Source organism: Krasilnikovia cinnamomea, from assembly GCF_004217545.1.
Lineage (GTDB): Bacteria > Actinomycetota > Actinomycetes > Mycobacteriales > Micromonosporaceae > Actinoplanes > Actinoplanes cinnamomeus.
This window is the reverse complement of sequence record NZ_SHKY01000001.1, coordinates 1,100,891-1,122,534: the sequence shown is the minus strand read 5'-3', so window position 1 is coordinate 1,122,534 and position 21,644 is coordinate 1,100,891. Positions and strand designations below refer to the sequence as shown.

Sequence of the window (21,644 nt, the reverse complement as noted above, 5' to 3'; positions counted from 1 at the left end):
CACTCCCCATCCGTCAGATTCCCTTGTCCTGCAACCACATCTCGAGCAGCCCGAGCTGCCACAACTGGTTCGCACCGAGGGTGGTGCGGGCGGTGTTCGGGTCGGCCAGCAGCGCGTCGACGTACTCCGCGCGGAACAGCCCCCGGGCCCGTGCCGCCGGTGCGTGCAGCGCGTCGCGTACCCGTTCCAGGATGGGGCCGTCGAGGTGCCGGATGGCCGGAACCGGGAAGTAGCCCTTCGGCCGGTCGATCACCTCGTCGGGCACCAGGCCGCGGGCCGCGTCCTTGAGTACGCCCTTGCCCTCCTGGGCCAGCTTGAGTTCCGGGGGGCAGGCCGCGGCCAGCTCGACCAGCTCGTGGTCCAGGAACGGTACGCGCGCCTCCAGCCCCCACGCCATCGTCATGTTGTCCACCCGCTTGACGGGGTCATCCACGAGCATCACCTGCGAGTCCAGCCGCAGCGCCGCGTCCACGGCGGTGACCGCACCGGGGCGGGCGAAGTGGGCCGCGACGAATTCCCGGCTCACGTCGGTGTCGGTCAGCCAGTCGGGGGACAGTTGCCGGGCCAGCGTCGCGTGCGGGCGGTCGAAGAACTCCCGCGCGTACGCGTCGACCGCGGCCGACCGGGGCACCCCCGACAGCGGCGGGTACCAGCTGTACCCGGCGAGGACCTCGTCCGCGCCCTGCCCCGACTGCACCACCGTGACGTGCTGGGACACGTCCTCACTGAGCAGGTTGAACGCGACGCAGTCGTGGCTGACCATCGGCTCGCTCATCGCCGCGACCGTACGTTGCACGGCGGGCAGGAAGCGCTCGCGTCCGATCCGGATCTGGTGGTGGTCCGTGCTGAACTTGCGGGCCACCAGGTCGGAGTACGCGAACTCGTCGCCGCTCTCCCCGGCCGCCGCCTCGAACCCGATGCTGAACGTGGTCAGCCCACGCTGCCCCTGCTCGGCCAGCAGCGCCACGATGTAGCTGGAGTCGAGCCCGCCGGAGAGCAGGACCCCGACCGGCACGTCGGCGACCATCCGCCGCCGCACCGCGGTACGCAGCGCGTCGTGCACCTGCTCGGCCCACTGCTCGCGGCTCAGCGACCGGGTCCGCTCGAAGGTCGGCTGCCAGTACACCCGCTCGTCGCTGCTGCCGTCGGCCTGGATGGTCCGGACCGTGGCGGGCGGCAGTTTGCGGACCCCGTTGAGGATCGTGCGCGGCGCCGGAACGACGGAGTGGAACGTCATGTAGTGGTGCAGGGCCACTTTGTCCAGGGAGGTGTCGACGTCACCGGCGGCCAGCAGGGCGGGCAGCGTGGAGGCGAAGCGCAGCCGCCCGGGTGTTTCGGCCAGGTACAGCGGTTTGATGCCGAGCCGGTCGCGGGCCAGCGTCACCGTACCGGTGGCGTGTTCGACGATCGCGAACGCGAACATGCCGAGCAGGTGCTGCACGCAGTCGGCGCCCCACCGGTGGTACGCCTTGAGGATCACCTCGGTGTCCGAGGTGGAGACGAACCGGTAGCCCTCGCCGCGCAGCCGCTCCCGCAGTTCCCGGTAGTTGTAGATGCAGCCGTTGAAGACCAGGGTGAGCCCGAGTGTCTCGTCGGTCATCGGCTGTGCGCCGGCCTCCGACAGGTCGATGATCTTCAGACGGCGGTGCCCGAACGCGACCGGCCCGCGCCGCCACACGCCTTCGCCGTCCGGGCCGCGCGACGCCAGGTGCGGCAGCATCCGCCGGACCGCGTCACTGTCCGCCGCGTTGCCGTCGAAGCGCAGTTCGCCGCCGATTCCACACATCCGTTCCTCCTCAGGGCCTGTCCAGCAGCCAGGTGTCCTTGGAACCGCCGCCGCGCGACGAGTTGACGATCATGCTGTCGGCGGGGGCGACCCGGGTGAGGGCGGCGGGTGCCACCACCGACTCGGTGCCGGTGAACACGAACGCCCGCAGGTCGACGTGGCGCGGCGCGAGTTCGTGGCCGTCGAACACCGGGTGGGTGGAGAGCTGCACGACCTCCTGCGCCACCCAGCGGTGCGGGGCGGCGAGGATCTGCCGGCGCACCGCGGCCAGGTCCTCCGCCGTGGCGTGCGGGCCGATGACGACGCGGTCGCCGCCGTACCCGTCGACCGGCTTGCAGACCAGCTCCGGCAGGCGCGCCAGCACCTCGGCGCGCTGCTCCTCGATGCCGCACAGGTAGGTCGGCACGTCCGCCAGCAGGGGGCGTTCGCCGAGGTAGTAGGTGATCAGCTTCGGCACGTACGCGTACACGGCCTTGTCGTCGCCGATGCCGTTGCCCAGCGCGTTGGCCAGCACCACCGTGTCGGCGTGCAGCGCGGCCACCAGGCTCGGCCCGAGCGGCATGCCGTCCGCGCCGGGGGAGTGCACCAGGCTGTCCTCGCCCATCCGCAGGTAGATCACGTCGACCCGGTGCCGGTGGCCGTCCGCCAGCCGGTACACGATGCCGTCGTCGACGAGCAGGTCCGTGCCGCGCACCACCGGCACCCCCATCTCTTCGGCCAGCATCCGGTGCTCGAACCACGCCGAGTCGTCCGGCCCCTGGCTGAGCAGCACCACCGCCGGGTCGTCGCCCGCGGCCGGTCCGGCCGCGTCGCGCAGGGCCTGCAACAGCATTTTCGGTACGCGGTCCGGCGCGGCCAGGCCGGCCGGGCGGGGCAGCTCCGGCAGGACGGCGTCGGTGAGCCGCCGGTTCTGCATGGCGTACGCGATCCCCGACGGCACCCGCAGGTTGTCCTCCAGCACGCACCACGTGCCGCCGGCGTCGCGGACCAGGTCGACGCCCGCCACCTGGGCACGCACCGCGGGCCGGTGCAGCAGGGCGCCGCTGGGCCGCAGTTCCGGCGAGCCCGTGAGCACCCAGCCGGGGATCACCCCGTCGGCGATCGCGGCGCGCTCGCCGTACACGTCGTTGACGAACGCGTCCAGGGCCCGGACCCGCTGCACCAGCCCGGCCTTGAGCCGCGCCCAGTCGTCCGCCGCGACGATGCGCGGCACGAGGTCGAACGGGAACAGCCGGGTGGCCGCCTCCCCGGCCACGCTGAACGTGACCCCGTTGGCGCGCTGCTCGTCGTCCTTGGCGTCCTCGCGGCGGCGCAGCCCCGCCGGGCCGAGGCTGCTCAGCACGTCGACGATGCCCTGGTAGACCGGCGCCACGTCGCCGCCCGGGAACGCCTCGTCGCCGATCGCCGCGTACGGGGTGAGCCCGGCGGGCACACTCTGCCCCTGCGGACCGATCCCGGTCGCGCCGCCACGGGTGTCCGCGAGGAGCAGGTCGACCACGTCGGACAGCCGCCCCCGGCGGCTCATCGCCCGCCGCTGCCGGGCCGCCGAGCTGCCCCGGCTGAGCGCCGACACCGAGAGGTCGACGACCTGCTCCCAATCGCCCAGCTCCTCCAGCCAGGGGCGCAGGTCGGCGACGAGCCGTTCCACGGCGACGGCCGCGGGCACCGGGGCGGGGGAGCGGGGCAGGTCCAGCAGGTCGCCTTCCAGACCGGAGCGGGCGGCCCGCCACATCGCCGCCCGGTGCAGCGGCGCCCGGACCCGCGCGGGCGGCTCCCCGGCCCGGTGCTCCTGGCGGGCCCGCAGCACCAGCGCCCGGAACAGGCCGGCCAGCAGCACCACGGTGTCGACGTCCGGGCTGGAGTCGGCGACCCGCAGCTCGACCGTCGGGACGTGCGCGGACGGGCGTACATCGAAGTAGATCATCTTGGGGTCGGTGATGGTGCCGGAGGCGATCAGGTCCGCGACCAGCGCGTCGTGGTCCGCCGCCGAGGTCACGGTGCCGCTGTCACCGGCGGTCGGCCAGCGCATCCAGATCAGCGACCGGGCGCTGGCGTATCCCGAGTCCTCCAGCATCCAGTACGGCGAGCTGGCCGACAGCGCCAGCAGCACCGGCAGGAACGGGGTTACCCGCTGCGTCACCGCGACCGCCTCGTCGCGGTCCGGCACCCCGACGTGCACCTGCGCGCCGCAGATCAGCTGCTCGCGGACGAGCAACTGGTAGTCGTCGAGCATGCGGCGAAACCGGGACGTCGGCGTCACCGGCGGGGTGTCCATGTCCGCCAGGGGTACCGTGCCCGCGGCCACCAGGCCCAGCCCCTGCGCCTCCGCGACGCCGATGGCCCGGCGACGCAACGCCACGATGCCGTCACGCAAGTCGTCCAGGGTGGCCGCGACCGGGGTGTTAGTCTCCACCACCGAGCGGTGCAGCTCGGCGGAGTAGTGGTCCTCGTCGAGGTGGGCGAGCACCTCCGGTGCCCGGGGCACCAGCTCGCGGGTGCGCAGGTCCACGACGTGCAGCTCCTCCTCGACGCCGAGGGTGAGAACCGCGCGACCCGGCGCCGGGGCGCCGTCCTCAGTGACGCTCAGTGACTCCGTCATGCGATAACCCGCCTTGTCGTTCTGTCCGGCGAAGCTGCCCTGTTCGGGAGCCTGGCCACCCCGTATGCCGAACATGTGACGTGCCCATTTCCGGCGTGAACCAAGCATGTCGATGGCTGCGCCGGGCCCGGGTAGGTCGAGGCCGGGGCGGGTTCCGGCCTGCTTCGGCACTCAACGGCGTGAGCGGGCCCACGCGAGGAAGCGGTCGTGCCAGTCCGGCGGTCGTGGCTGATCGGGCCCGTGCAGGTCGGCGAGCGCGTCATACATCTGCGCCGCCAGGTACACCGTCAGGGCCGAGGGCGCGGCCTGGAACTCCGCCAGCAGGTCGGCCTTCGCGGTCGCGCAGGGCCACGGCTCGGTGCAGGCTCGGCAGGACCAGGCGGGCCGGTCGGGGGTGTGCCTTTGGGTACGGGTCATCGCGGCGCGCGGCGAGCCGGTGCGCCCGTCCGATGCTGCGGACACTCCAGCGACCCACCACACACCGGACACCACCGCTGCTTCACCCTGAAGGTGAGTAGTCCGCCGAGAAAGCCGATCATCAGTGCGGCCACCACCGCTACTGCCAGCGTCATGAATCGCCCCTTCGGTGCGGGTGGCTTGGAGCACGCGTTCCTCCGGCGGCATCCGCGCCGTGTTCGGGGCGGCCAAAATGGCCCGCCTCCTCCGCTGCGGTCGGACCCACACGATTCATGCGTGCATGGATACTATGCTCGCATGCATGGCGGCGGCGCCAGGTGTGTCGCCAAGCGAGTTGAGGAAGTTCAGGCTTGCTGGGTCGTAACCTGCCAGGTCACTAGGCTCCCCAGCAGCACGACAACGGCGGCGGCAACGAGTGGTGCCACCGTCCCGTAATGGCTGGCGATCGCTCCGCCGATGAGCGCACCGATCCCGGCGGCGCCAATCCCGAACAACCGGAACGCCGCGACCACGCGGCCGAGCAGGTTGTCCGGTGTGAGCGCCTGACGTGCCGAGCCGACGGCCACGCTGGACAGTGATGATCCGGCACCGAGCACGGCCAGGAGGCCGGTGGCGATCCAGGCGTTGCCTGACCAGGCTATGCCCGCCCACGTCAGGGCTTGCAGCAGATGCGCGACGGCCATCGTCTGCCCGTACGAGAGTCTGCGGGTGAGAGGCCCGGCCTGCCACCCGGCCAGCACGCCCCCGAGTGCGCTCACCGCCAGCAGGATGCCGTACGCGGCATTCGCCACATGAAGCACGTCGGTGGCATAGAGCACGAAGGGCGCCATGGCCATGTTGAAGGCCCCGTTGTACGCCCCCATGCTGAGCGCGAGAGCCCGAAGGTCGCGGGTGCCGACGAGATGCCGCACCCCCGACCGGATTGCGGCCGCAACGCTCTCGTGTGGCCCGGCCGGGGGAGGAGCACCGGGCAGCAGTCGAAGCAGCGCGGCCGATGCGACAAAGGAAAGGGAGTCGGCAGCGAAGGGTAGGGCACGGCCGAGGGCGAAGGTTACCGAGCCCAACGGTGGCCCGACCAGGGCCCGGCCGGCGGTGTCGAGCGCCCAGTACCTGCCGTTTACCTTTGCCAGGGCGTTTTTGTCACGCCCGACGATCGTCGGAATGACCGCCTGGGCGGCAGAGTCGAAGAAGCATTGCGCAACCCCGACCAGAAGTACGGCCGCGACGAGCATGGGCAGGGTCAGGATGCCGCTCAGCAGCAACCCGACCAGCACAGCCAGCACTGCGGCGCGGAAGAGGTCGGCCGTGATCATGACTCGCCGGCGGTGCCAACGATCGACCAGGGCGCCCGCTGGAAGGCCGAACACGAGCCACGGTACATAGACAGCGGCAGTTACGGAGGAGACCGCGAGGGGATCGCGGGTGAGGGTGGCGGCCATCAGGGGAGCGGCAGCCAGGAATGCGCCATCCCCCGTGACGGAGATTGCGGTTGCAGCCAACAGGGGAGCGGCGCGCCGGATTCCCCGTGCGCGCTGCTCCGCTGCCTCCGCTGCCATCTGGCTCAGCTCGCGAGCCGCCCGATGTCGAATTCGCCGGCGCGAGCGCCGGCGAGGAATGCCGCCCACTCGCGTTCAGTGAAGGTCAGCACGGGGCCGCTGCCGCGATCCTTGGTGTCGCGGACGCCAACCTCACCGTTGACGCACGCGACCTCGACACATCCGCCATCGCCACTCACGCTGCTCTTTCGCCACCGAGCGGCACCGAGGTCCGGACGGTTCATTCCCAGCCGCCTCCCCACCTATGGAACTGCCACGTATCGCCGCACGTCAGTCGCAAGCGATCGAAGGTATCCAATCGAATGTTCGGCGGTCAGCGCAACGCCCCGCAGCTTCTTGAACAGTGCGGCGTAGCGGTTCACGTCCTCGGTCGCGGAGAAGTAGACGTCGCCGGTTGGTGCCTCGATCCATGCGACCGAGGGACTCTCGTCGGCCTGGAATTCGTAGATCGTGAACCCGACGGTAGAGAACACTGGCACGACAGCACCGAGTGGGATCACGCGCAGGTCCAGCCGGCGCAGCGTCTCGGCCCGCTCAGCGACGGCATGGAGCTGACGCTTCATCAGATCGACGTCGCCGACGCCCAGGAGCAGGGCGCGGGCATCCAGTACCACCTCGTACTTCGGACCGGCCTTCGCGGCCAGCATCTCCTGGCGACGCATGCGCGCGGCCGCGATGGCGTCGGGGTCTTTCGCCCCGGCGGCCGAGGCCACCGCGCGGGCATATTCGTACGTCTGCAGCAGGCCGGGCACGACGACGGGTTGATGATGCCGGATGCGTTTGGTGCCTGACTCGAGCGACGCGATCGAGTCCTGGCGGTGCGGGAAGCCACCCGCGCGCACGATCCATGCGCCCTCGCCGGTGTCCTCGGCGGTAGCACCGAGCAACTCTGCGCGCACGTCGTCCGGGGTTCCGTAGAGAGCCAGCAGGCTGGCCACGTCCTTGACTGTGAACGCGGTCCGCCCTGCCTCAATTCGAGAAACCTTGGGCTGCGACCAACCAAGCGTGCGCGCCACTTGCTCGCCCGAGAGCTGCGCCGTCTCTCGAAGGCGGCGCAGGTCGGCGCCGATTCGGAGCCGCTGGGCAGATGCGTCCGTGGGCACTCCGACCCCCTCATGCATGCATGAATGCCTGGAGGACGACCCTACGCTGGTGAGCCGTGGAAGTCGCCATGAACCTCCATGGCACCTCGTCAAGCACTGCGGTGAAACCAACCGGGGCCCGCGTCGCCCGACGCGGACCCCGACCCGGCTTCAGCCGGTCAGAACTTGTACCAGGTGGCGGCGGCTTGGCCGCCGCAGCCCCACTGCTGGGCCTTGGCGCCGTTCGCCGAGGTCGCGTTGTTCATCTCGAGGCACTTGCCGGTCAGCACGTTGATCAGGTTGTACTTTCCGGCGCCGAGGTGGCGCCACGTCCACTGGGCGGTGGGCTGGTTGCCGCACTGCCACAGCTGGGCCACCGCGCCGTTGAGCGTCGAGCCGTCCGGGATCTCCACGCACATGTTCGGGTGCGCACGGTGACGCAGCCGGTAGATCGGGTCGTTGCCGCTGGTGCCGACGAACTCCAGGTTCCAGTTCGCGGCCGGCTGGCCGCCGCACGTCCATTGCTGGATCTGGGCGCCGTTGTTGCCGGCGTTGTTGTCGGTCTCCAGGCACTTCCCACTGACACCATTGCGGACGGTGACCGTCTCGTCCCGGTGCCAGGTCGCGGCGGCCTGGCCGCCACAGCCCCACTGCTGGGCCTTGGCGCCGTTCGCCGACGTCCCGTTGTCCACCTCGAGGCACTTGCCGGACTTCACGTTGATCAGGTTGTACTTTCCGGCGCCGAGGTGGCGCCACGTCCACTGGGCGGCGGGCTGGTCGCCGCACTGCCACAGCTGGGCCACCGCGCCGTTGAGCGTCGAGCCGTCCGGGATCTCCACGCACATGTTCGGGTGCGCACGGTGACGCAGCCGGTAGATCGGGTCGCTGCCGTTCTTTCCGACGAACTCCAGATCCCACTTGGCGGCCAGCTGGTCACCGCAGGTCCATTGCTGGATCTGGGCGCCGTTGTTGCCGGCGTTGTTGTCGGTCTCCAGGCATTTCCCGCTGACGCCGTTACGCACCCCGATGGAACCGGTCCGGATGTAGGTGGTCATCCAGTCGTTGAGGTCGTCGACGCGGGTCTCCACCGCGCCCTGACGCGTTTCGGTGCTGCCCAGGCAGCCGCTCTGCGTGGAGCTGTGGTGCATGGCGACCAGCTCGACCTTGCCCGCGGCCTCGCGCAGCGCCGGGCCACCGGCGTCGCCCTTGCAGATGCCGCTGTCCGCCGGGGTCTGCGGGGCGATGTCCACCGTGTCACCGGCCACCGCGGTCACCGCGTAGGCGGCGGTGTGCAGTCGGTTCGGTACCCAGTCGGTCTTGGTCCGGCCGTAGCCGGCGACGGTGAGCACGTCGGCGGTGCTGGGCGCGGTCGTGGCGATCGCCACGGGCTGGACGGAGGTGACCGGGCTTACCAGCCGGGCGAGGGCGACGTCGCGGCCGGGCCGCGAGACGAGCTCGGCAACGCGCACGGCCTGACCGGCGGTCGTGGTGAGGTCCGCCCGACCGACGGTCACGGTGGTCGGCTTGCCGGGGGCCCCGAACGGCAGGGTTGTCTGGCCCGGCTCGAGGAAACAGGCCGCGGCGGTCGCCACCCACTGGGGGGCGATGAGCGCTCCGGTGCATGCCCTGCCACCGGCTCCAGGCTCGCCGATCTGGACGTGGGCGACGAATCCGTACTTGCCGTCGGCTGCCGGCTCGCCCTCGACCGCGTGCGCCAGCGTGGTCCCCGCCAGCAGGCCGGCGACCACGACGGCCGACAGCCCGGCTATCGCGACGCGCTTGCGGCGACGGGTCGAGGATTGTGGAGACTTGCGGATTTCACTCAACACTGAACCCTTTGCATGGAGGAGCCGTGCCGTCTTGCCGGCATGGCTCGCTCTTTCCCCGATGAACAGAACGCGCCAGACATTAACGGGTATGAGAGTTACGCGGTCCGACGTGTGATCTAGAGCAAGTTCCGAGCGGATGTTTGGTTCGGATTCGCGGGAAATAGCGGCATTGTGCCGACGGAGAACGTGGCGAAGTAGAACGCATGTGCGCCCCGATCATGCACACTGGATCGGGGCAATCTCATCCGCCTGGTGGACGGAGGAGTCTCGTACATGCCGGAACGTGATGTCGCCAGCAATGAGGCGTTGTGGACCACGCGGCTGTCGCTGCGTCGTCCTTCCCGTACGGATATTGAAGCCATCTACCGGATCCACAGCGACCGCCGCGCCTGTGCGCACAACCCCTCCGACATGCTGGCCGACCCCGCCGATGCCGAGCGCCGGTTCGTGCGGTGGAGCGGCCACTGGGAGCAGCACGGTTTCGGCTACTGGACCGTCCACGGCTCGCCGGACCTGCCCGACGATCATCCGCTCGGATTCTGTGGCGTCAAGCTGATGCGCCTGCACGGCCGGATCGTGCTCAACCTCTTCTACCGGCTGGATCCGCGGATCTGGGGCAAGGGCGTGGCCACCGAGGCGGCCGGCGCGGTGCTGCGGTGGGCGGTCACCCATCTGCCGGACCGCACGGTCATCGCCCGGGTCCGCCCCGAGAACACGGCCTCCCTCAAGGTCGTCACGCGCATCGGTCTGCGCCGCGCGCGGCAGTTGGACACCATCGGGTACGACGGCCCCGAACTCATCTACACCTCCAACGGCTGGGCGCGAACAAGCAGACGGCGGGCGGATCCTCCGGGATCACGCTGACCCCCCGCACGACGCCGGGTGACGTTCGCAAACGCGAATTTCCGGCGCCCGGCGTGGGCCGCTGCGCTCCACTGGACGTGAATCTCACGATGACCAGGGGGCGAACATGGCTGGTGGTGATCACGCGGGAACGGGTCCGGAGCCCGCCGCGCGGCTGGACGAACTCAAGTGGGGGCGCTCGCCTCAGGAGGCCGGCGAGGTCGGACTCGCATCCCTGCTGATGTCGCTTCAGCTGCTGGCCGACGACAAGGACCGGGAAGGCGCGGTCAGCGCGTCCTGGAACGCGGACACCCCGCCGTCCGTGCAGGCGATCAAGTCGGGAGCGACGGCCATCACCCGGGCGATGACCAAGTGGGTCGGCGGCGTGGGCGGTGTCGCCGCGGCCCTGTCCGCGGCGGCCGCGGTCGTGGTGCCCGTCGTGGGTCAGGTCGGTCAGGCGGTCGTGGTCGCCCTGATCGCCAGCGCGGCACTGCTGGGCAGCGGCGTGGCGATCGCCTGCGCCCTGCTCATCAGCGGCGACCTGCGGGCGCGTGGTGAGGCGACCGCCGCCCGTCATGCGGGGCGTGCCGAGGTGGCTTCGGCGTTCCTGCGGGCGACGGCGACCGCTCCCATGCTGAACCAGGTGCACCAGAACGACATCCTGTTCGCGCTGTCCTCGTTCCCGGGCAAGGTGCGACTGATAGCCAAAGGGGAGAATCATCCGGAGCTGGCGACGGGCATCAGAACCCAGGCCGATCACCGGGTGCAGATCGGCACGAAGTCCGGTGACTGGAAGTTCCTGGAGGAGATCGAGGGCTACACGACCAGCCCGTGAGCGCTATCCGGCGAGCCGGGCGCGGTGCTGGCGGTTCATCTCCATGAGCAGGTCGAGCGAGTCCCTGGCCCGGGTGAGCTCCTCGATGTTGGCGGTGATCCGGTCCCGTTCCTCGGTCAGCCGCTGCCACGCGGTGTCGGCGTTGTCCGCACTGGGTGAGTCGACGCACGGCAACAGCTCGGCGATCGTACGGCTGGAGAGCCCGGCCGTGTACAGGCGCTGGATGAAGCGCACCCGGGCGATCTCCTTCTCGGTGTAGTGGCGCTGGCCGCCGGGGGTGCGGGTGCTGGCGAGCAGCCCCTGCTCCTCGTAGTACCGCAGCGAACGCACACTGACTCCGGCGTGCTCCGCGAGCTCACCGATCCGCATGGGTGCCTCCCTGGATGTGATCCGCCGCGCAACGCTTGCATCTGACGTCAGTGTCAGGTCCTAGCGTAGCGGCACGCCCGATCGCTGGGCGTGACCGCCGGCCGCTCACCCGGGCCGGTGGCCCCGAGGCGGCTCCTGGAAGGCACTTACCCATGACGACCCTGTTCGACCGCTTCCAGCTCGGCGAGTTGGTCCTGCCCAACCGCGTGGTGATGGCCCCGCTCACCCGGGTCCGCGCCGCGGCGGGCGGCCTGGCGACCCCGTCGATGGCGACCTACTACGCCCAGCGCGCCACGGCGGGGCTCATCGTGACCGAAGGCGTTCAGCCCAGCGCCGTCGGCCAGTCCAACCCCGGCACCCCGGGCCTGCACACCGACGAGCAGGTCAAGTCGTGGCTGCAGGTCACCGACGCGGTGCACACCAACGGCGGGCGGATCTTCGCCCAGATCATGCACGGCGGCCGGGTGTCGCACGAGGAGACGACCGGGTTCCAGCCCGTCGCCCCCTCGGCGGTGCCGTTCGACGGGGAGATCTTCACCCCGACCGGGCGCAAGCCCGCGCCGGTGCCGCGCGCCCTGGAGACCGCGGAGGTGCCCGAGCAGGCGAACTCGTACGCCGAGGCTGCCCGGCGCGCGATCGACGCGGGCTTCGACGGGGTGGAGCTGCACGGCGCGAACGGCTACCTGATCTCGCAGTTCCTCTCCAGCGCGGCGAACCAGCGCACCGACAGCTACGGCGGTTCGATCACCAACCGGATCCGGTTCGCGGTGGAGGCGGTGGTCGCGACCGCCGAGGCGGTGGGCGCGCACCGTACGGGCATCCGGCTCTCGCCGGGCGCCGGCATCTGGGGCGCGGCGGAGACGGACGTCCCCGAGATGTACGCGGCGTTGCTGGCTCAGTTGGCGCCGCTGGGACTGGCGTACGTGCACCTGGAGCTGACCACGGCCGAGGAGGTGCTGGTCGGGCTGCGCCGGGCCTGGCCGGGCACCCTCATCGTGAATCCGGCGTTCCCGATGGGGCCGACGAAGGCGGACCGGGCGGCCGCCGACCGGTGGCTGGCGCTGGGCGCCGACCTGATCAGCTTCGGGCGCGCCTTCATCGCGAACCCCGACCTGGTCGAGCGGCTCCGCCTGGGCCTGCCGATCGCCGAGGACGACCAGCGCACCTGGTACGCGGGCGGCGACGAGGGGTACCTCACCTACCCCACGTACCAGCACGCGGCATAAGGCCCGTCCCGGGGCCACCAGCGTGTCATTCTGAGACGCGGTGGCCTTCCCCCGGGGAGGCCCAGACGGGGGCTGGGCATGAGGTACGGGATTGTGCGGCGGCAGCGTGCGGGGGCGCTGGAGAGCGGATGGCGCTCCGGGCTGCTCGTGATCGCGACCCTGCTCGCGATCGTGGCGGCCGTCGCCGACTTCCTGACCCCACCGGACGTGGTGTTCTTCTGGTTGGTCGTGATGGCGCCGGTGCTGGCGGCGACGCTGCTGCGCCCGTGGGCGGTGGCCGTGGTCGGGCTCGTCGCGCTGCTGATGGTCTGGGTCATGACCGTGCGGCACGGGTTGGCCGGCACCACCGCCCAGACCGTGCGCCTGGGCGCGATCCTCGGGATGACTGTGCTCAGCGCCGCGTTCGCCCACCGGCTCGGGGTTCTGGAGAGCCGGGCGCACCGGGGGGCCGAGAAGGAGTCGACGCTCGCCGCGATCGTGCACTCGACGGAGGACGCGGTCATCATGACCGACCTCGACGGCACCATCACCACCTGGAACGAGGGCGCGACGCGCCAGTACGGGTGGTCCGCCGAGGAGGCGATCGGGCGCGAGATCTCCCTCGTCTATCCGCCGGACTCAATGGACGGGCTGCCCGAGACCTTGGCGACGTTGCGCCGGGGCGACGGCACCGGTGCGTTCGAGGCGCGGCGGGTCCGCAAGGACGGCGCGGTCGTCGACGTGTCCGTCAGCATGTCTCCGGTACGCGACCGCCATGGCCGGGTGGTCGCCGTCGCGTGCATCGAACGCGACGTCACCGTCCTGAAGCGCGCCGAGGAGCAACGCCGCCAGATCATGGAACGCTCGGCGCTCGCCGAACGGCTGGAGTCCCTCGGTCAGCTCGCCGGTGGTGTCGCACACGACTTCAACAACCTGCTGGCGATCAATCTCAACTACCTCGACTTCGTGCTGGAGCAGACCTCCGACCCGGACGCCCGGCAGGACCTCACCCGCGCCCGGGCCAGCGCCGAGCGGGCCCGCGAGCTCACCCGGCAGCTGCTGCTGTTCGCCCGGCAGGAACCGGGCGACGGCGACGTCATCGACCTCGACTCGGTGATCGAGGATGCCCGGGCGCTGCTCGGCCGCACGATCGGCGGTCACGTCGAGCTGATCACCCGCCCGTCCCCGCAGCCGCTGGCCATCCGTGCCGACTGGGGGCGCATGGAGCAGATCCTGCTCAATCTGGTGATCAACGCCCGCGACGCGATGCCGGACGGCGGCACGGTCATCATCGAGGCCGCTCCCGTCGAGCTCGACGACGATCCCGACCGGCTGCCGCCGCTGCCGGCTGGTTCGTACGCGCAGCTTCAGGTGAGCGACACGGGCACCGGCATGACCCCGGAGGTCGCCGCCCGCATCTTCGAGCCGTTCTTCACCACCAAGGCCAAACAGCACGGTACGGGACTGGGCCTGGCCACGGTGTACGCCATCGTGACCGAGTCGGGTGGCGACATCTCCGTGACGTCGGAACCGCAGGTCGGCACCACCTTCCGGATTCTCCTGCCAACCGTCACCGCGGGCACGGCACCCCCGGACGACGCCGCCACGCAGGCGTCGGGCAGTGCGGGGCGGCGCGTTCTCGTCGCGGAGGACGACCCGGAGGTCCGGCGGATCGCCGTACGGATTCTGGAGACCAACGGCTATCAGGTCAGCCAGGCCGAGCACGGCCGGGCGGCGCTGGACCGGATCCACCGCCGGCCGTTCGACCTGCTGATCACCGATGTGATCATGCCGGAGATGTCCGGGTCCCGGCTGGCCGAGACGGTACGCATGCAGTACCCCGGGCTCCGCATCCTGTTGATCTCCGGGTACAGCGAGGAGACGGCCAGGGTGCAGCATCTGGTGATGGACGGGGTTCCGTTGATCCACAAGCCGTTCACGGCGGTGGAGCTGCTGGACGCCGTGCGCCAGGCACTGGGTGTGACCGCCGACGCCGCGAACACCTGACCGGCGGCGGATACCCCGCGAACCGCGCGAATCGGGCGTCTAGTCCAGGGTTTGCCGGGTCCGGCGCCAGGTGCGGACATCCGGCCACGCACCGTCGGCCGGAACACGTACCGGTGTGGGTTGATCGGAGACGGCGGCTCGCCGTTTCGACCGAGGCGGGCTCGCGGCAGACCCTCCCGCGAGGGCGCCGATCGGACACAAAATACGAAGCACGGCATTCTCCAAGAAAGCCCTACCACGGCTCAAATCTGGGTTTGTCGTATCCCGGAGTAATGCGGTTCCTTGGGCAAAATGCGCCGTGGGGAATGGTTGCCCACGACATATTTATGCGTTTCGGGCCGGTAGCCTTCGCCGCGGACACGACCCGTACGCGAGGAGAACCATGACCACCGCACCATCCGGCAGGCCCCGGCTTCCGCGCCGTGGGCTGCTCACGCTGGCCGCGTTGGCGACCCTCCCGGCCGCGTGCTCCCGAGTCTCCCGCGTCGCCGAGGCGGCGCCCGCGCCGGGTGCCACCCCCGCCGGTGCCGCCACCAGCGCCAGTGCCAGTGCCAGCGCCGCGAGCAGCGCCAGCCCCACCGCGAGCCCGTCCGCCACGGCGACCGCGCAGCCCACCCCGTCCCGGTCCGCCACCCCGACCGGGTCCGCGTCCCCCAGCACCCGGGCCGCCGCGGGCCGGTCGGGATTCGGCGGCCCGGTGCCGTTCGGGCAGGGCAAGGTGAAGCTCGGCGCGTACCTGAGCCTCAGCGGCCGCTCGCTGTCGTCGAGCATCTCCCTGCGCCGCGGCCAGCTCGGTCGCGAGCAGCGCATCGTGCACGCCTTCTACGGCTTCGGCGAGCGGCTGCACCGGCCCTCGATCGGCGACAGCACGCTGCTGGCGTCCTGGCACGGCGTGCCGTACTCCCGGATCAACGGCGGCGGATCCGACAAGCTGATCGCGTCGGCGGCGCGGGACCTGCGCGGGCACAAGCGGCCCGTGCTGCTGCGCTGGGGCTGGGAGATGAACGGCGACTGGTTCGAGTGGGGCGGCGCGAACAACGGCCAGGACACCGCCGGCTACATCCGGGCGTGGCGGCGCATGCACGACATCTTCCGCCGCGAGGGCGCCGACAACGTCGCGTGGGTGTGGAGCCCGAACTGGAACTCCGGCCCCAACACGTCGTGGAACAAGATGCAGCGCTACTACCCGGGTGACGCGTACGTCGACTGGGTGGGGGTGTCGGGCTACAACTTCTACAAGGAGTCGCCGCGCACCCTGTTCAAGCCGGTCGTCAGCGCGTACGGCGGGAAGAAGCCGATCATCGTCACCGAGACCGCGGCGATCGACCACGGCGGCAACAGCAAGGCCGACTGGATCGCCGACCTGTCCGCGTACGTGAAGTCGACGCCGCAGATCGGCGGGCTCGTGTGGTTCGACACCGACACCCATGACGCGCCGCACAACTTCCGGATCGACACCAGCAGCACGAGCCTGGCCGCGTACAGGGCGATGGCCCGCAGCTCCCGTTTCGCCGGGTAGGGACGGAAGCTGCGGGCCCGCCGTACTCAATTGCGGCGGATCGTGAACGTGGTGGTCGGGTTCTCGATGTCGCGGTGGTTGTTCGCCAGCCGCAGGTTGGTGAAGCTCACCTCGCCGACGGCCGGGCCCTGACCAGCCTCGGGCATCGGGTTGGCCCAGATGCCGAAGCCGGACTTGGCGTCGAACGCGTCACCGCTGCGCTGCGCGCCGGTGATGGTGACGTTCGTGAACGTCGTGTCCTTGATCGGGAACTGTGGTTGGCCGCCCACGTAGTTGGTCTGGAACATGATGCCCGAATACGTGGGGTCGATGATGTCCACATTGCTCACCCGGATGCCCTGGAACACCTTCGAGGCGGAGAACACCCAGATCGCGGGAAAGGTCTGCGCGCCCCAGAAGTGCCCGCCCGCGCGGACGATGGTGACGTTGTCGAAGACGGTCGGCGGGTCGGCGCCGAAACCGTTCATCGGGATGCCGAAGTCCAGCGAACTGATGGTGATGCCGGAGTACACCAGCGTGTCGGCGATGTAGATGTTGCGGAACTTGTTGTTGTAGCCGCCGTACACCGCGACCCCGGCGGCGCGCCAGGTCAGGATCGAGGTCAGGTTCTCGTACACGTTGCCGGTCTCGTCGGCGCCGCCCGCGTCGATCGCCGAGAACAGCGCGAAGCTGTCGTCGCCGGTCGCCCGCGCCTCGATGTTGACCACGTGGTTGTCCGTGCTGCCGTTGGTCATGTTGAGGCCGTCGGCGAACGTGTTCCGGATCCGCGAGTTGCTGAGGGTCATCCGGTCGGTGTTCGCGCCCCAGTACAGGCACACCACGTGCTCGGCCCAGATGTTGTCGATCGTGATGTCGGCGATGTTGCTGAAGTCGAACACCTTGCCGGGGCCGTCCCGGCGGATCGTGTAGTTGCCGAAGAACGCGAAGTTCTTGAACGCCGAGCCGCCCGCGCCGCTCTGCGCCGAGAACCCGGCGTCGGTCTCGGTCTGGTCGGTGGGCGTGGAGAAGCGGGTGTACCACGGTCCCGCGCCGACGACCTGGATCGCCCGGCCGAACACCTGGAACTTGCCCGTGGTGCGGTAGTCACCCGCGGGCAGGTACACCCCGGTCTTGCCGGTGTCCATCCGGGCCGCGTCCAGCGCCGCCTGCACGGCCTGCTGGTCGAACCCGGACGGGACCACGTACTTCGCCGGGTCGGGGTTCGCGATCGGGGTGACCTGTTCGGTGTTGATGAAGTCGATGGCGATCGGGCCGGGGTTCGCGCCGTCCTTCTGCAGGCGGATCGTGCTGCCCGCCGCCACGGTGCCGGTCAGCATGATGTTGGCCTCGTCGTAGATGTGCCGGGCGCCGGTGCCCGAGTTCTGCGGGTTGGCCTCCTCGCCGTACAGCCACGCGTACTTCGAGGTGAGGGGCAGGGTGCGGTTCAGGGTGCCGTCGACGTACACGTTGATCGAGCTGTTTGTGCCGTCCGGGATGGAGAAGCGGGCGACCAGCGTGTTCGTCTTCGCCTTGGTGGTCCACTGGACGGACGCGCCGATCTGGTTCAGCGTGACGGCCCGCCGCCCGGAGGCCTCCCCGGCGAGGTCGCCGATGGTGCGGTTCGGGCCGACGACCTGGGCGCCGCCGCCGAGCTGACCGTCCTCGGCCTCGTAGGAGTCGTACGGCATGTTCGCACCGCGACCCACCAGCAGCGGCGTCTCGGTGGTGTTGTTGGCCCTGCGGTCCGGCAGCTCGCCGGGGTCGTCCGCGATCACGGTACGCACGGTGTACCGGCCGGTGGCGGCCGTCCAGGAACCGAGCGCGATCGGCGGTGCCGAGGCGCCGGGCGCCAGGGTTCCGGTGTACGAGCCGGTCAGGGTGCGTACCGTGGTCGAGCCGTTGAGGATCGTGACCGTGACGGCGTGCGCGCCGGACGCCGAGGCGATGTTCCCGGCGTTGCGCAGGGTCACCGAGAAGGTGACCGGGTCGCCCGCGGCCGGGTTGCCCGGCGACCACGAGGCGGCGCCGACCAGGTCGGAGGTCTCGGGTTCCGGCACCGGGGTGCCGATGACCTGGAACTCCGCCACCTGGCCGCTCGGTGCTCCGGTGTTGGCGGTGAAACCGAGCCGCACGTCCGCGACGGTCGCGCTGACCGCGACGGTGACCGTGTTACCCGAGGCCGGATCGAAGCGGTACGTCGCGGATCTCACCAGCGTGGTGAACGCGGACGCGTCGTGCGCCCGCCCCAGGATCGAGAACGTCTGGGTGCGCGCCGCCCAGATCGGATCCGGGTTCAGCTTCACCACGACGGCCTTGGTGACCGCGTCGGAGCCCAGCTTCACGGTGAGGTTCGCCGGGTACGCGCTGCCCTCCCAGTAGGTCGCCACGTTGCCGTCGTTCGCGTTGGTGGCCGCGAACGAATACATCGTGGACGACGCCTCGATCGGCTTGCCGGCGGCGAGGTCGGTGCCGGTCGGTGGTGGTGTGGTCGGCCCGTACACCTCGAGCTCGGCCAGCTGACCGGCGGGCCAGCCGGTGTTCGCCGTGAAGGTCAGCCGCAGGTAGCGGGTGGTGGTCGCGGGCAGGTCGACGGTGACCGTGTTGCCGCTCGCCGGGTTGAAGACGTACCCGGCGCCCGGCTTCAGCTCCGCGAAGGTCGAGCCGTCGGTGCTGCCCCTGAAGGACACGGTCTGGGTGCGGGTCGCCCATGCCGGGGCCGGTGGCAGCCGCAGCACGACCTTGTCGAGCGCGACGGCCGAGCCGAGGTCGACCTGAATCCACTGCGGGAACGCGTTGTTGGCGCTCTCCCAGTACGTGTCCGCGTCGCCGTCGCCGGCCCTGCCCGGCTGGTAGACCTCGGTACTGCTGCTGGCGGTGAACGCCTTTCCGGCCGCCAGATTGGTCTCGGCGGCGCGGGCGGGAGCCGTGGCGGTGAGGGATGCGGCGGCGACGACGCTGGCGAGGACGGCCAGCAGGCGCCGCAGCCGGGGATGGGAGGGGGAGGGGCGGATGGCCATGGGGATCCCTTTCGTCAGGTGGCCAGGTGATCGGGAAGTCGGTCCTGCCGCAGGCGCAGCCACACCGCGGTGTCCGGGGGCAGCAGGTCACCGTCGAGGGGGCTGCTGGCCAGCAGGCGGGTCTCGTGGTCCGGCAGCGCGACCGGGGCCGTGGACAGGTTGACGACGCAGGCGAATCCGGGCCCGCGCGTGTAGGCGAGCGTGCCCGGCGCGCTCGGCAGCCACGTCATCGCCGGGGTGTGCAGGCCCGGCTCGGCCCGGCGCAGCCGGATCGCGGTGCGGTACAGCTCCAGCATCGAGCTGGGGTCGCCGCTCTGGGCCGCCACGGTCAGGCCCTTCCACTCCGGCGGTTGCGGCAGCCACGGCTCGGCGGTGCTGCCGGGGGAGAAGCCGAACGGCGGCTCGTCGCCGTGCCAGGGCAGCGGCACCCGGCACCCGTCGCGGCCGTGGCCCGAGCGCGCCCACATCGGGTCCTGCCGCAGCCCGGGCGGGATGTTCTCGTGCTCCCACAGGCCCAGTTCCTCGCCCTGATACACGTACGCGGTGCCGGGCAGCGACAGTGACAGCAGGGCGGCGGCCCGGGCGCGGCGGGTGCCGAGTTCCAGGTCGACCGGGGTGCCCTCGCGTTTGGTGGCGAAGCTGAAGGTGGTGTCGCGGCGGCCGTACCGGGTGACGTGGCGGGTGACGTCGTGGTTGGACAGCACCCAGGTGGCGGGGGCGCCCACGGCGGCGTGGACGTGCAGGGTCCGGTCGATGCACTCGCGCAGCAGGTCCGGGTCCCAGGCGCAGCCGAGGAAGTCGAAGTTGAAGGCGGCGTGCAGTTCGTCGGGGCGCAGGTAGCGGGCGAACCGCTCGGCGTCGGGCAGCCACACCTCGCCGATCAGCGCCCGGTCGGGGTAGCCGTCGGCCACCCGCCGCCAGGACCGGTAGATGTCGTGCACCCCGTCGAGGTCGTGGTACGGGTGCGGTCCGTGCTCCGGCACCTCGGGCAGCGCGGGGTCCTTGAGCAGCAGGGCCGCCGAGTCGATCCGGATCCCGTCGACCCCGGCGTCGAACCAGAACCGCAGGATGTTCTCGAATTCGGCGCGCACGTCGGGGTGGTCCCAGTTGAGGTCGGGCTGCTCGGGCGTGAACAGGTGCAGGTACCAGTCGCCGCTCACCGTGCGGGTCCAGGCGGGCCCGCCGAACTCGCTGCGCCAGGAGTTCGGGGCCGCCCCGCCCGGGCGGAACCAGAAGTAGTCGCGTTCGGGGGCGTCCGGCGCGGCCAGGGCGGCCGTGAACCACGGGTGGTGGGCGGAGACGTGGTTCGGGACGATGTCGACGATCAGCCGGATCCCGGCGGCGTGCGCCTCGCGGATCAGGGTCCGGGCCTCGGCCATGGTGCCGAAGACGGGGTCGATGTCCCGGAAGTCGGCCACGTCGTAGCCCGCGTCGGCCATCGGGGACGGATACCAGGGACTCATCCAGATCGCGTTGACGCCCAGGTCCGCGAGGTGCCCCAGGCGGCGGCGGATGCCGGCGAGGTCGCCGATGCCGTCGCCGTCGCCGTCCGCGAAGCTGCGCGGGTAGATCTGGTAGATCACCGCATCGCGCCACCACTGGGTAGCCACGGTCACCTGCTTTCTCCGGTAGGGAGGGTGGGGTCAGCCCTTGAGCGAGCCGGCGGACAGGCCGCCGATGATGCTGCGTTGGAAGATCAGGAAGACGGCGATCATCGGTACGCTGGCGATGACGAGCCCGGCCAGGAACTGTGTCGGCGGCACCTGGCTGGTGTTCGCCAGGCGGCTCAGTGCGACGCTCAGGGTCTGCGCGTCCGGGTCCTGCAGCACCAGCAGCGGCCACAGGAAGTCCTTCCAGGTCCCGATGATGGCGAAGATCGAGACGACGCCGAGGACCGGCCGTGACAGCGGCAGCACGACCGACCACAGCACCCGCAGCCGCCCGGCGCCGTCGATCGCGGCCGCGTCCAGCAGGTCGTTCGGGATCTGGTCGAAGAACCGCTTGAGGACGTACACGTTGAAGGCGTTCGCGGCGGCCGGCAGCCACAGCGCCCACGGGGTGTTCAGCAGGTTGACGTGCAGCAGCGGGACGTCCGTGACGGTCAGGTACGCCGGGACCAGCAGCGCGGCGGCGGGCAGCATGAGGCTGGCCAGCATGGCGCCGAGCACGACCCGGCCGAACATCGGCCGCAGCTTGGACAGCGCGTACGCGGCGGCCACCGCGACGGTGAGCTGGACGAGCCAGGCGCCGAGCGCGTAGCCGACCGTGTTGAGGAAGTACCGGCCGATCCGCATGGAGTCCCACGCGGTCGCGTACGTCTCGGGGTGCACGGTGTGCGGGACGAGGGTGGGCGGGTTCTGCGCGAACTCCTGCGGTGACTTCAGCGCGCCGCTCGCCATCCAGTACAGCGGGAACAGGAACACCAGGCAGAAGGCGACCAGGGTCAGCGCGAGCACCACGAGGTAGGCGACGCGGTGCCGGTGGAGGTCGGCGGCGGAGATCAGGGTGCGTGGTCCTGATGCCCGGGGGCGCCGGCGAGCCGGAGCCGTCGCGGGCGGGGTGACCCGCGTGGGGGGTGGGGCGGTCAGGGTCATGCGTCGC

General features: G+C 70.8%; 16 protein-coding genes. 5 read left to right on the top strand and 11 right to left on the bottom strand.

The annotated features are described in order from the left end of the window. Positions 1 to 13 precede the first annotated feature (13 nt). The 7 genes from EV385_RS04920 to EV385_RS04890 all read right to left on the bottom strand — a co-directional run bounded on the left by EV385_RS04920 (position 14) and on the right by EV385_RS04890 (position 9,266). The gene (locus tag EV385_RS04920) at positions 14 to 1,786 is read right to left on the bottom strand and encodes an N-acetylglutaminylglutamine amidotransferase (protein ID WP_130508374.1); all 1,773 of its coding nucleotides are present in this window, start codon (positions 1,784 to 1,786) and stop codon (positions 14 to 16) included. Between the two features lie 10 nt (positions 1,787 to 1,796). Continuing rightward, entirely contained in the window at positions 1,797 to 4,385 is a 2,589-nt protein-coding gene (locus EV385_RS04915; protein WP_130508373.1) for a carboxylate--amine ligase/circularly permuted type 2 ATP-grasp protein, read from the bottom strand. Positions 4,386 to 4,556: 171 nt separating this feature from the next. Beyond that, positions 4,557 to 4,847 (bottom strand): hypothetical protein, encoded by a 291-nt coding sequence (locus EV385_RS04910; protein WP_242624709.1) that lies wholly within the window; start codon positions 4,845 to 4,847, stop codon positions 4,557 to 4,559. Positions 4,848 to 5,146: 299 nt separating this feature from the next. Further along, positions 5,147 to 6,358: an MFS transporter gene (locus EV385_RS04905; RefSeq protein WP_130508372.1), complete on the bottom strand. Its 1,212-nt coding sequence runs from the start codon at positions 6,356 to 6,358 to the stop codon at positions 5,147 to 5,149. Between the two features lie 5 nt (positions 6,359 to 6,363). After that, positions 6,364 to 6,582: a DUF397 domain-containing protein gene (locus tag EV385_RS04900; protein WP_130508371.1), complete on the bottom strand. Its 219-nt coding sequence runs from the start codon at positions 6,580 to 6,582 to the stop codon at positions 6,364 to 6,366. An 18-nt stretch (positions 6,583 to 6,600) separates the two neighbouring features. Next, a complete protein-coding gene (locus EV385_RS04895) occupies positions 6,601 to 7,479 on the bottom strand; it encodes a helix-turn-helix domain-containing protein (RefSeq protein ID WP_130508370.1) in 879 nt (292 codons plus the stop codon). Positions 7,480 to 7,619: 140 nt separating this feature from the next. Further along, a complete protein-coding gene (locus EV385_RS04890; protein ID WP_130508369.1) occupies positions 7,620 to 9,266 on the bottom strand; it encodes an RICIN domain-containing protein in 1,647 nt (548 codons plus the stop codon). A gap of 276 nt (positions 9,267 to 9,542) precedes the next feature. Between EV385_RS04890 and EV385_RS04885 the strand changes: the two genes are divergently transcribed. Together EV385_RS04885 and EV385_RS33770 are read left to right on the top strand one after the other, a co-directional pair. Further along, positions 9,543 to 10,133, top strand: coding sequence for a GNAT family N-acetyltransferase (locus EV385_RS04885; RefSeq protein WP_130508368.1), 591 nt, complete (start codon positions 9,543 to 9,545; stop codon positions 10,131 to 10,133). Between the two features lie 106 nt (positions 10,134 to 10,239). Next, positions 10,240 to 10,947, top strand: a complete 708-nt coding sequence (locus EV385_RS33770) for a hypothetical protein (RefSeq protein ID WP_165449394.1) — start codon at positions 10,240 to 10,242, stop codon at positions 10,945 to 10,947. A gap of 3 nt (positions 10,948 to 10,950) precedes the next feature. On the opposite strand, the gene EV385_RS04875 is transcribed toward EV385_RS33770, so the two are convergent. Then, the gene (locus EV385_RS04875) at positions 10,951 to 11,316 is read right to left on the bottom strand and encodes a MerR family transcriptional regulator (RefSeq protein WP_130508366.1); all 366 of its coding nucleotides are present in this window, start codon (positions 11,314 to 11,316) and stop codon (positions 10,951 to 10,953) included. 152 nt (positions 11,317 to 11,468) lie between these two features. On the opposite strand from EV385_RS04875, the gene EV385_RS04870 reads away from it, so the two are divergent. The 3 genes from EV385_RS04870 to EV385_RS34245 all read left to right on the top strand — a co-directional run bounded on the left by EV385_RS04870 (position 11,469) and on the right by EV385_RS34245 (position 16,047). Beyond that, the gene (locus EV385_RS04870; protein WP_130508365.1) at positions 11,469 to 12,542 is read left to right on the top strand and encodes an alkene reductase; all 1,074 of its coding nucleotides are present in this window, start codon (positions 11,469 to 11,471) and stop codon (positions 12,540 to 12,542) included. A gap of 78 nt (positions 12,543 to 12,620) precedes the next feature. Beyond that, positions 12,621 to 14,528 (top strand): PAS domain S-box protein, encoded by a 1,908-nt coding sequence (locus EV385_RS04865; protein WP_130508364.1) that lies wholly within the window; start codon positions 12,621 to 12,623, stop codon positions 14,526 to 14,528. Between the two features lie 382 nt (positions 14,529 to 14,910). Continuing rightward, positions 14,911 to 16,047: a glycoside hydrolase family 26 protein gene (locus tag EV385_RS34245; RefSeq protein WP_207229749.1), complete on the top strand. Its 1,137-nt coding sequence runs from the start codon at positions 14,911 to 14,913 to the stop codon at positions 16,045 to 16,047. Between the two features lie 26 nt (positions 16,048 to 16,073). Here EV385_RS34245 and EV385_RS04850 read toward each other — a convergent pair whose 3' ends face one another. The 3 genes from EV385_RS04850 to EV385_RS04840 are packed head-to-tail and all read right to left on the bottom strand — an operon-like array spanning position 16,074 to position 21,637. Continuing rightward, positions 16,074 to 19,043, bottom strand: coding sequence for a discoidin domain-containing protein (locus EV385_RS04850; RefSeq protein ID WP_130508361.1), 2,970 nt, complete (start codon positions 19,041 to 19,043; stop codon positions 16,074 to 16,076). A 14-nt stretch (positions 19,044 to 19,057) separates the two neighbouring features. After that, complete coding sequence (locus tag EV385_RS04845; RefSeq protein ID WP_242624706.1) at positions 19,058 to 20,659, bottom strand: glycoside hydrolase family 13 protein; 1,602 nt, start codon at positions 20,657 to 20,659, stop codon at positions 19,058 to 19,060. Between the two features lie 27 nt (positions 20,660 to 20,686). Beyond that, on the bottom strand, positions 20,687 to 21,637 hold the full coding sequence (locus EV385_RS04840) for a carbohydrate ABC transporter permease (protein WP_130508360.1): 951 nt from the start codon (positions 21,635 to 21,637) through the stop codon (positions 20,687 to 20,689). Positions 21,638 to 21,644 lie beyond the last annotated feature (7 nt).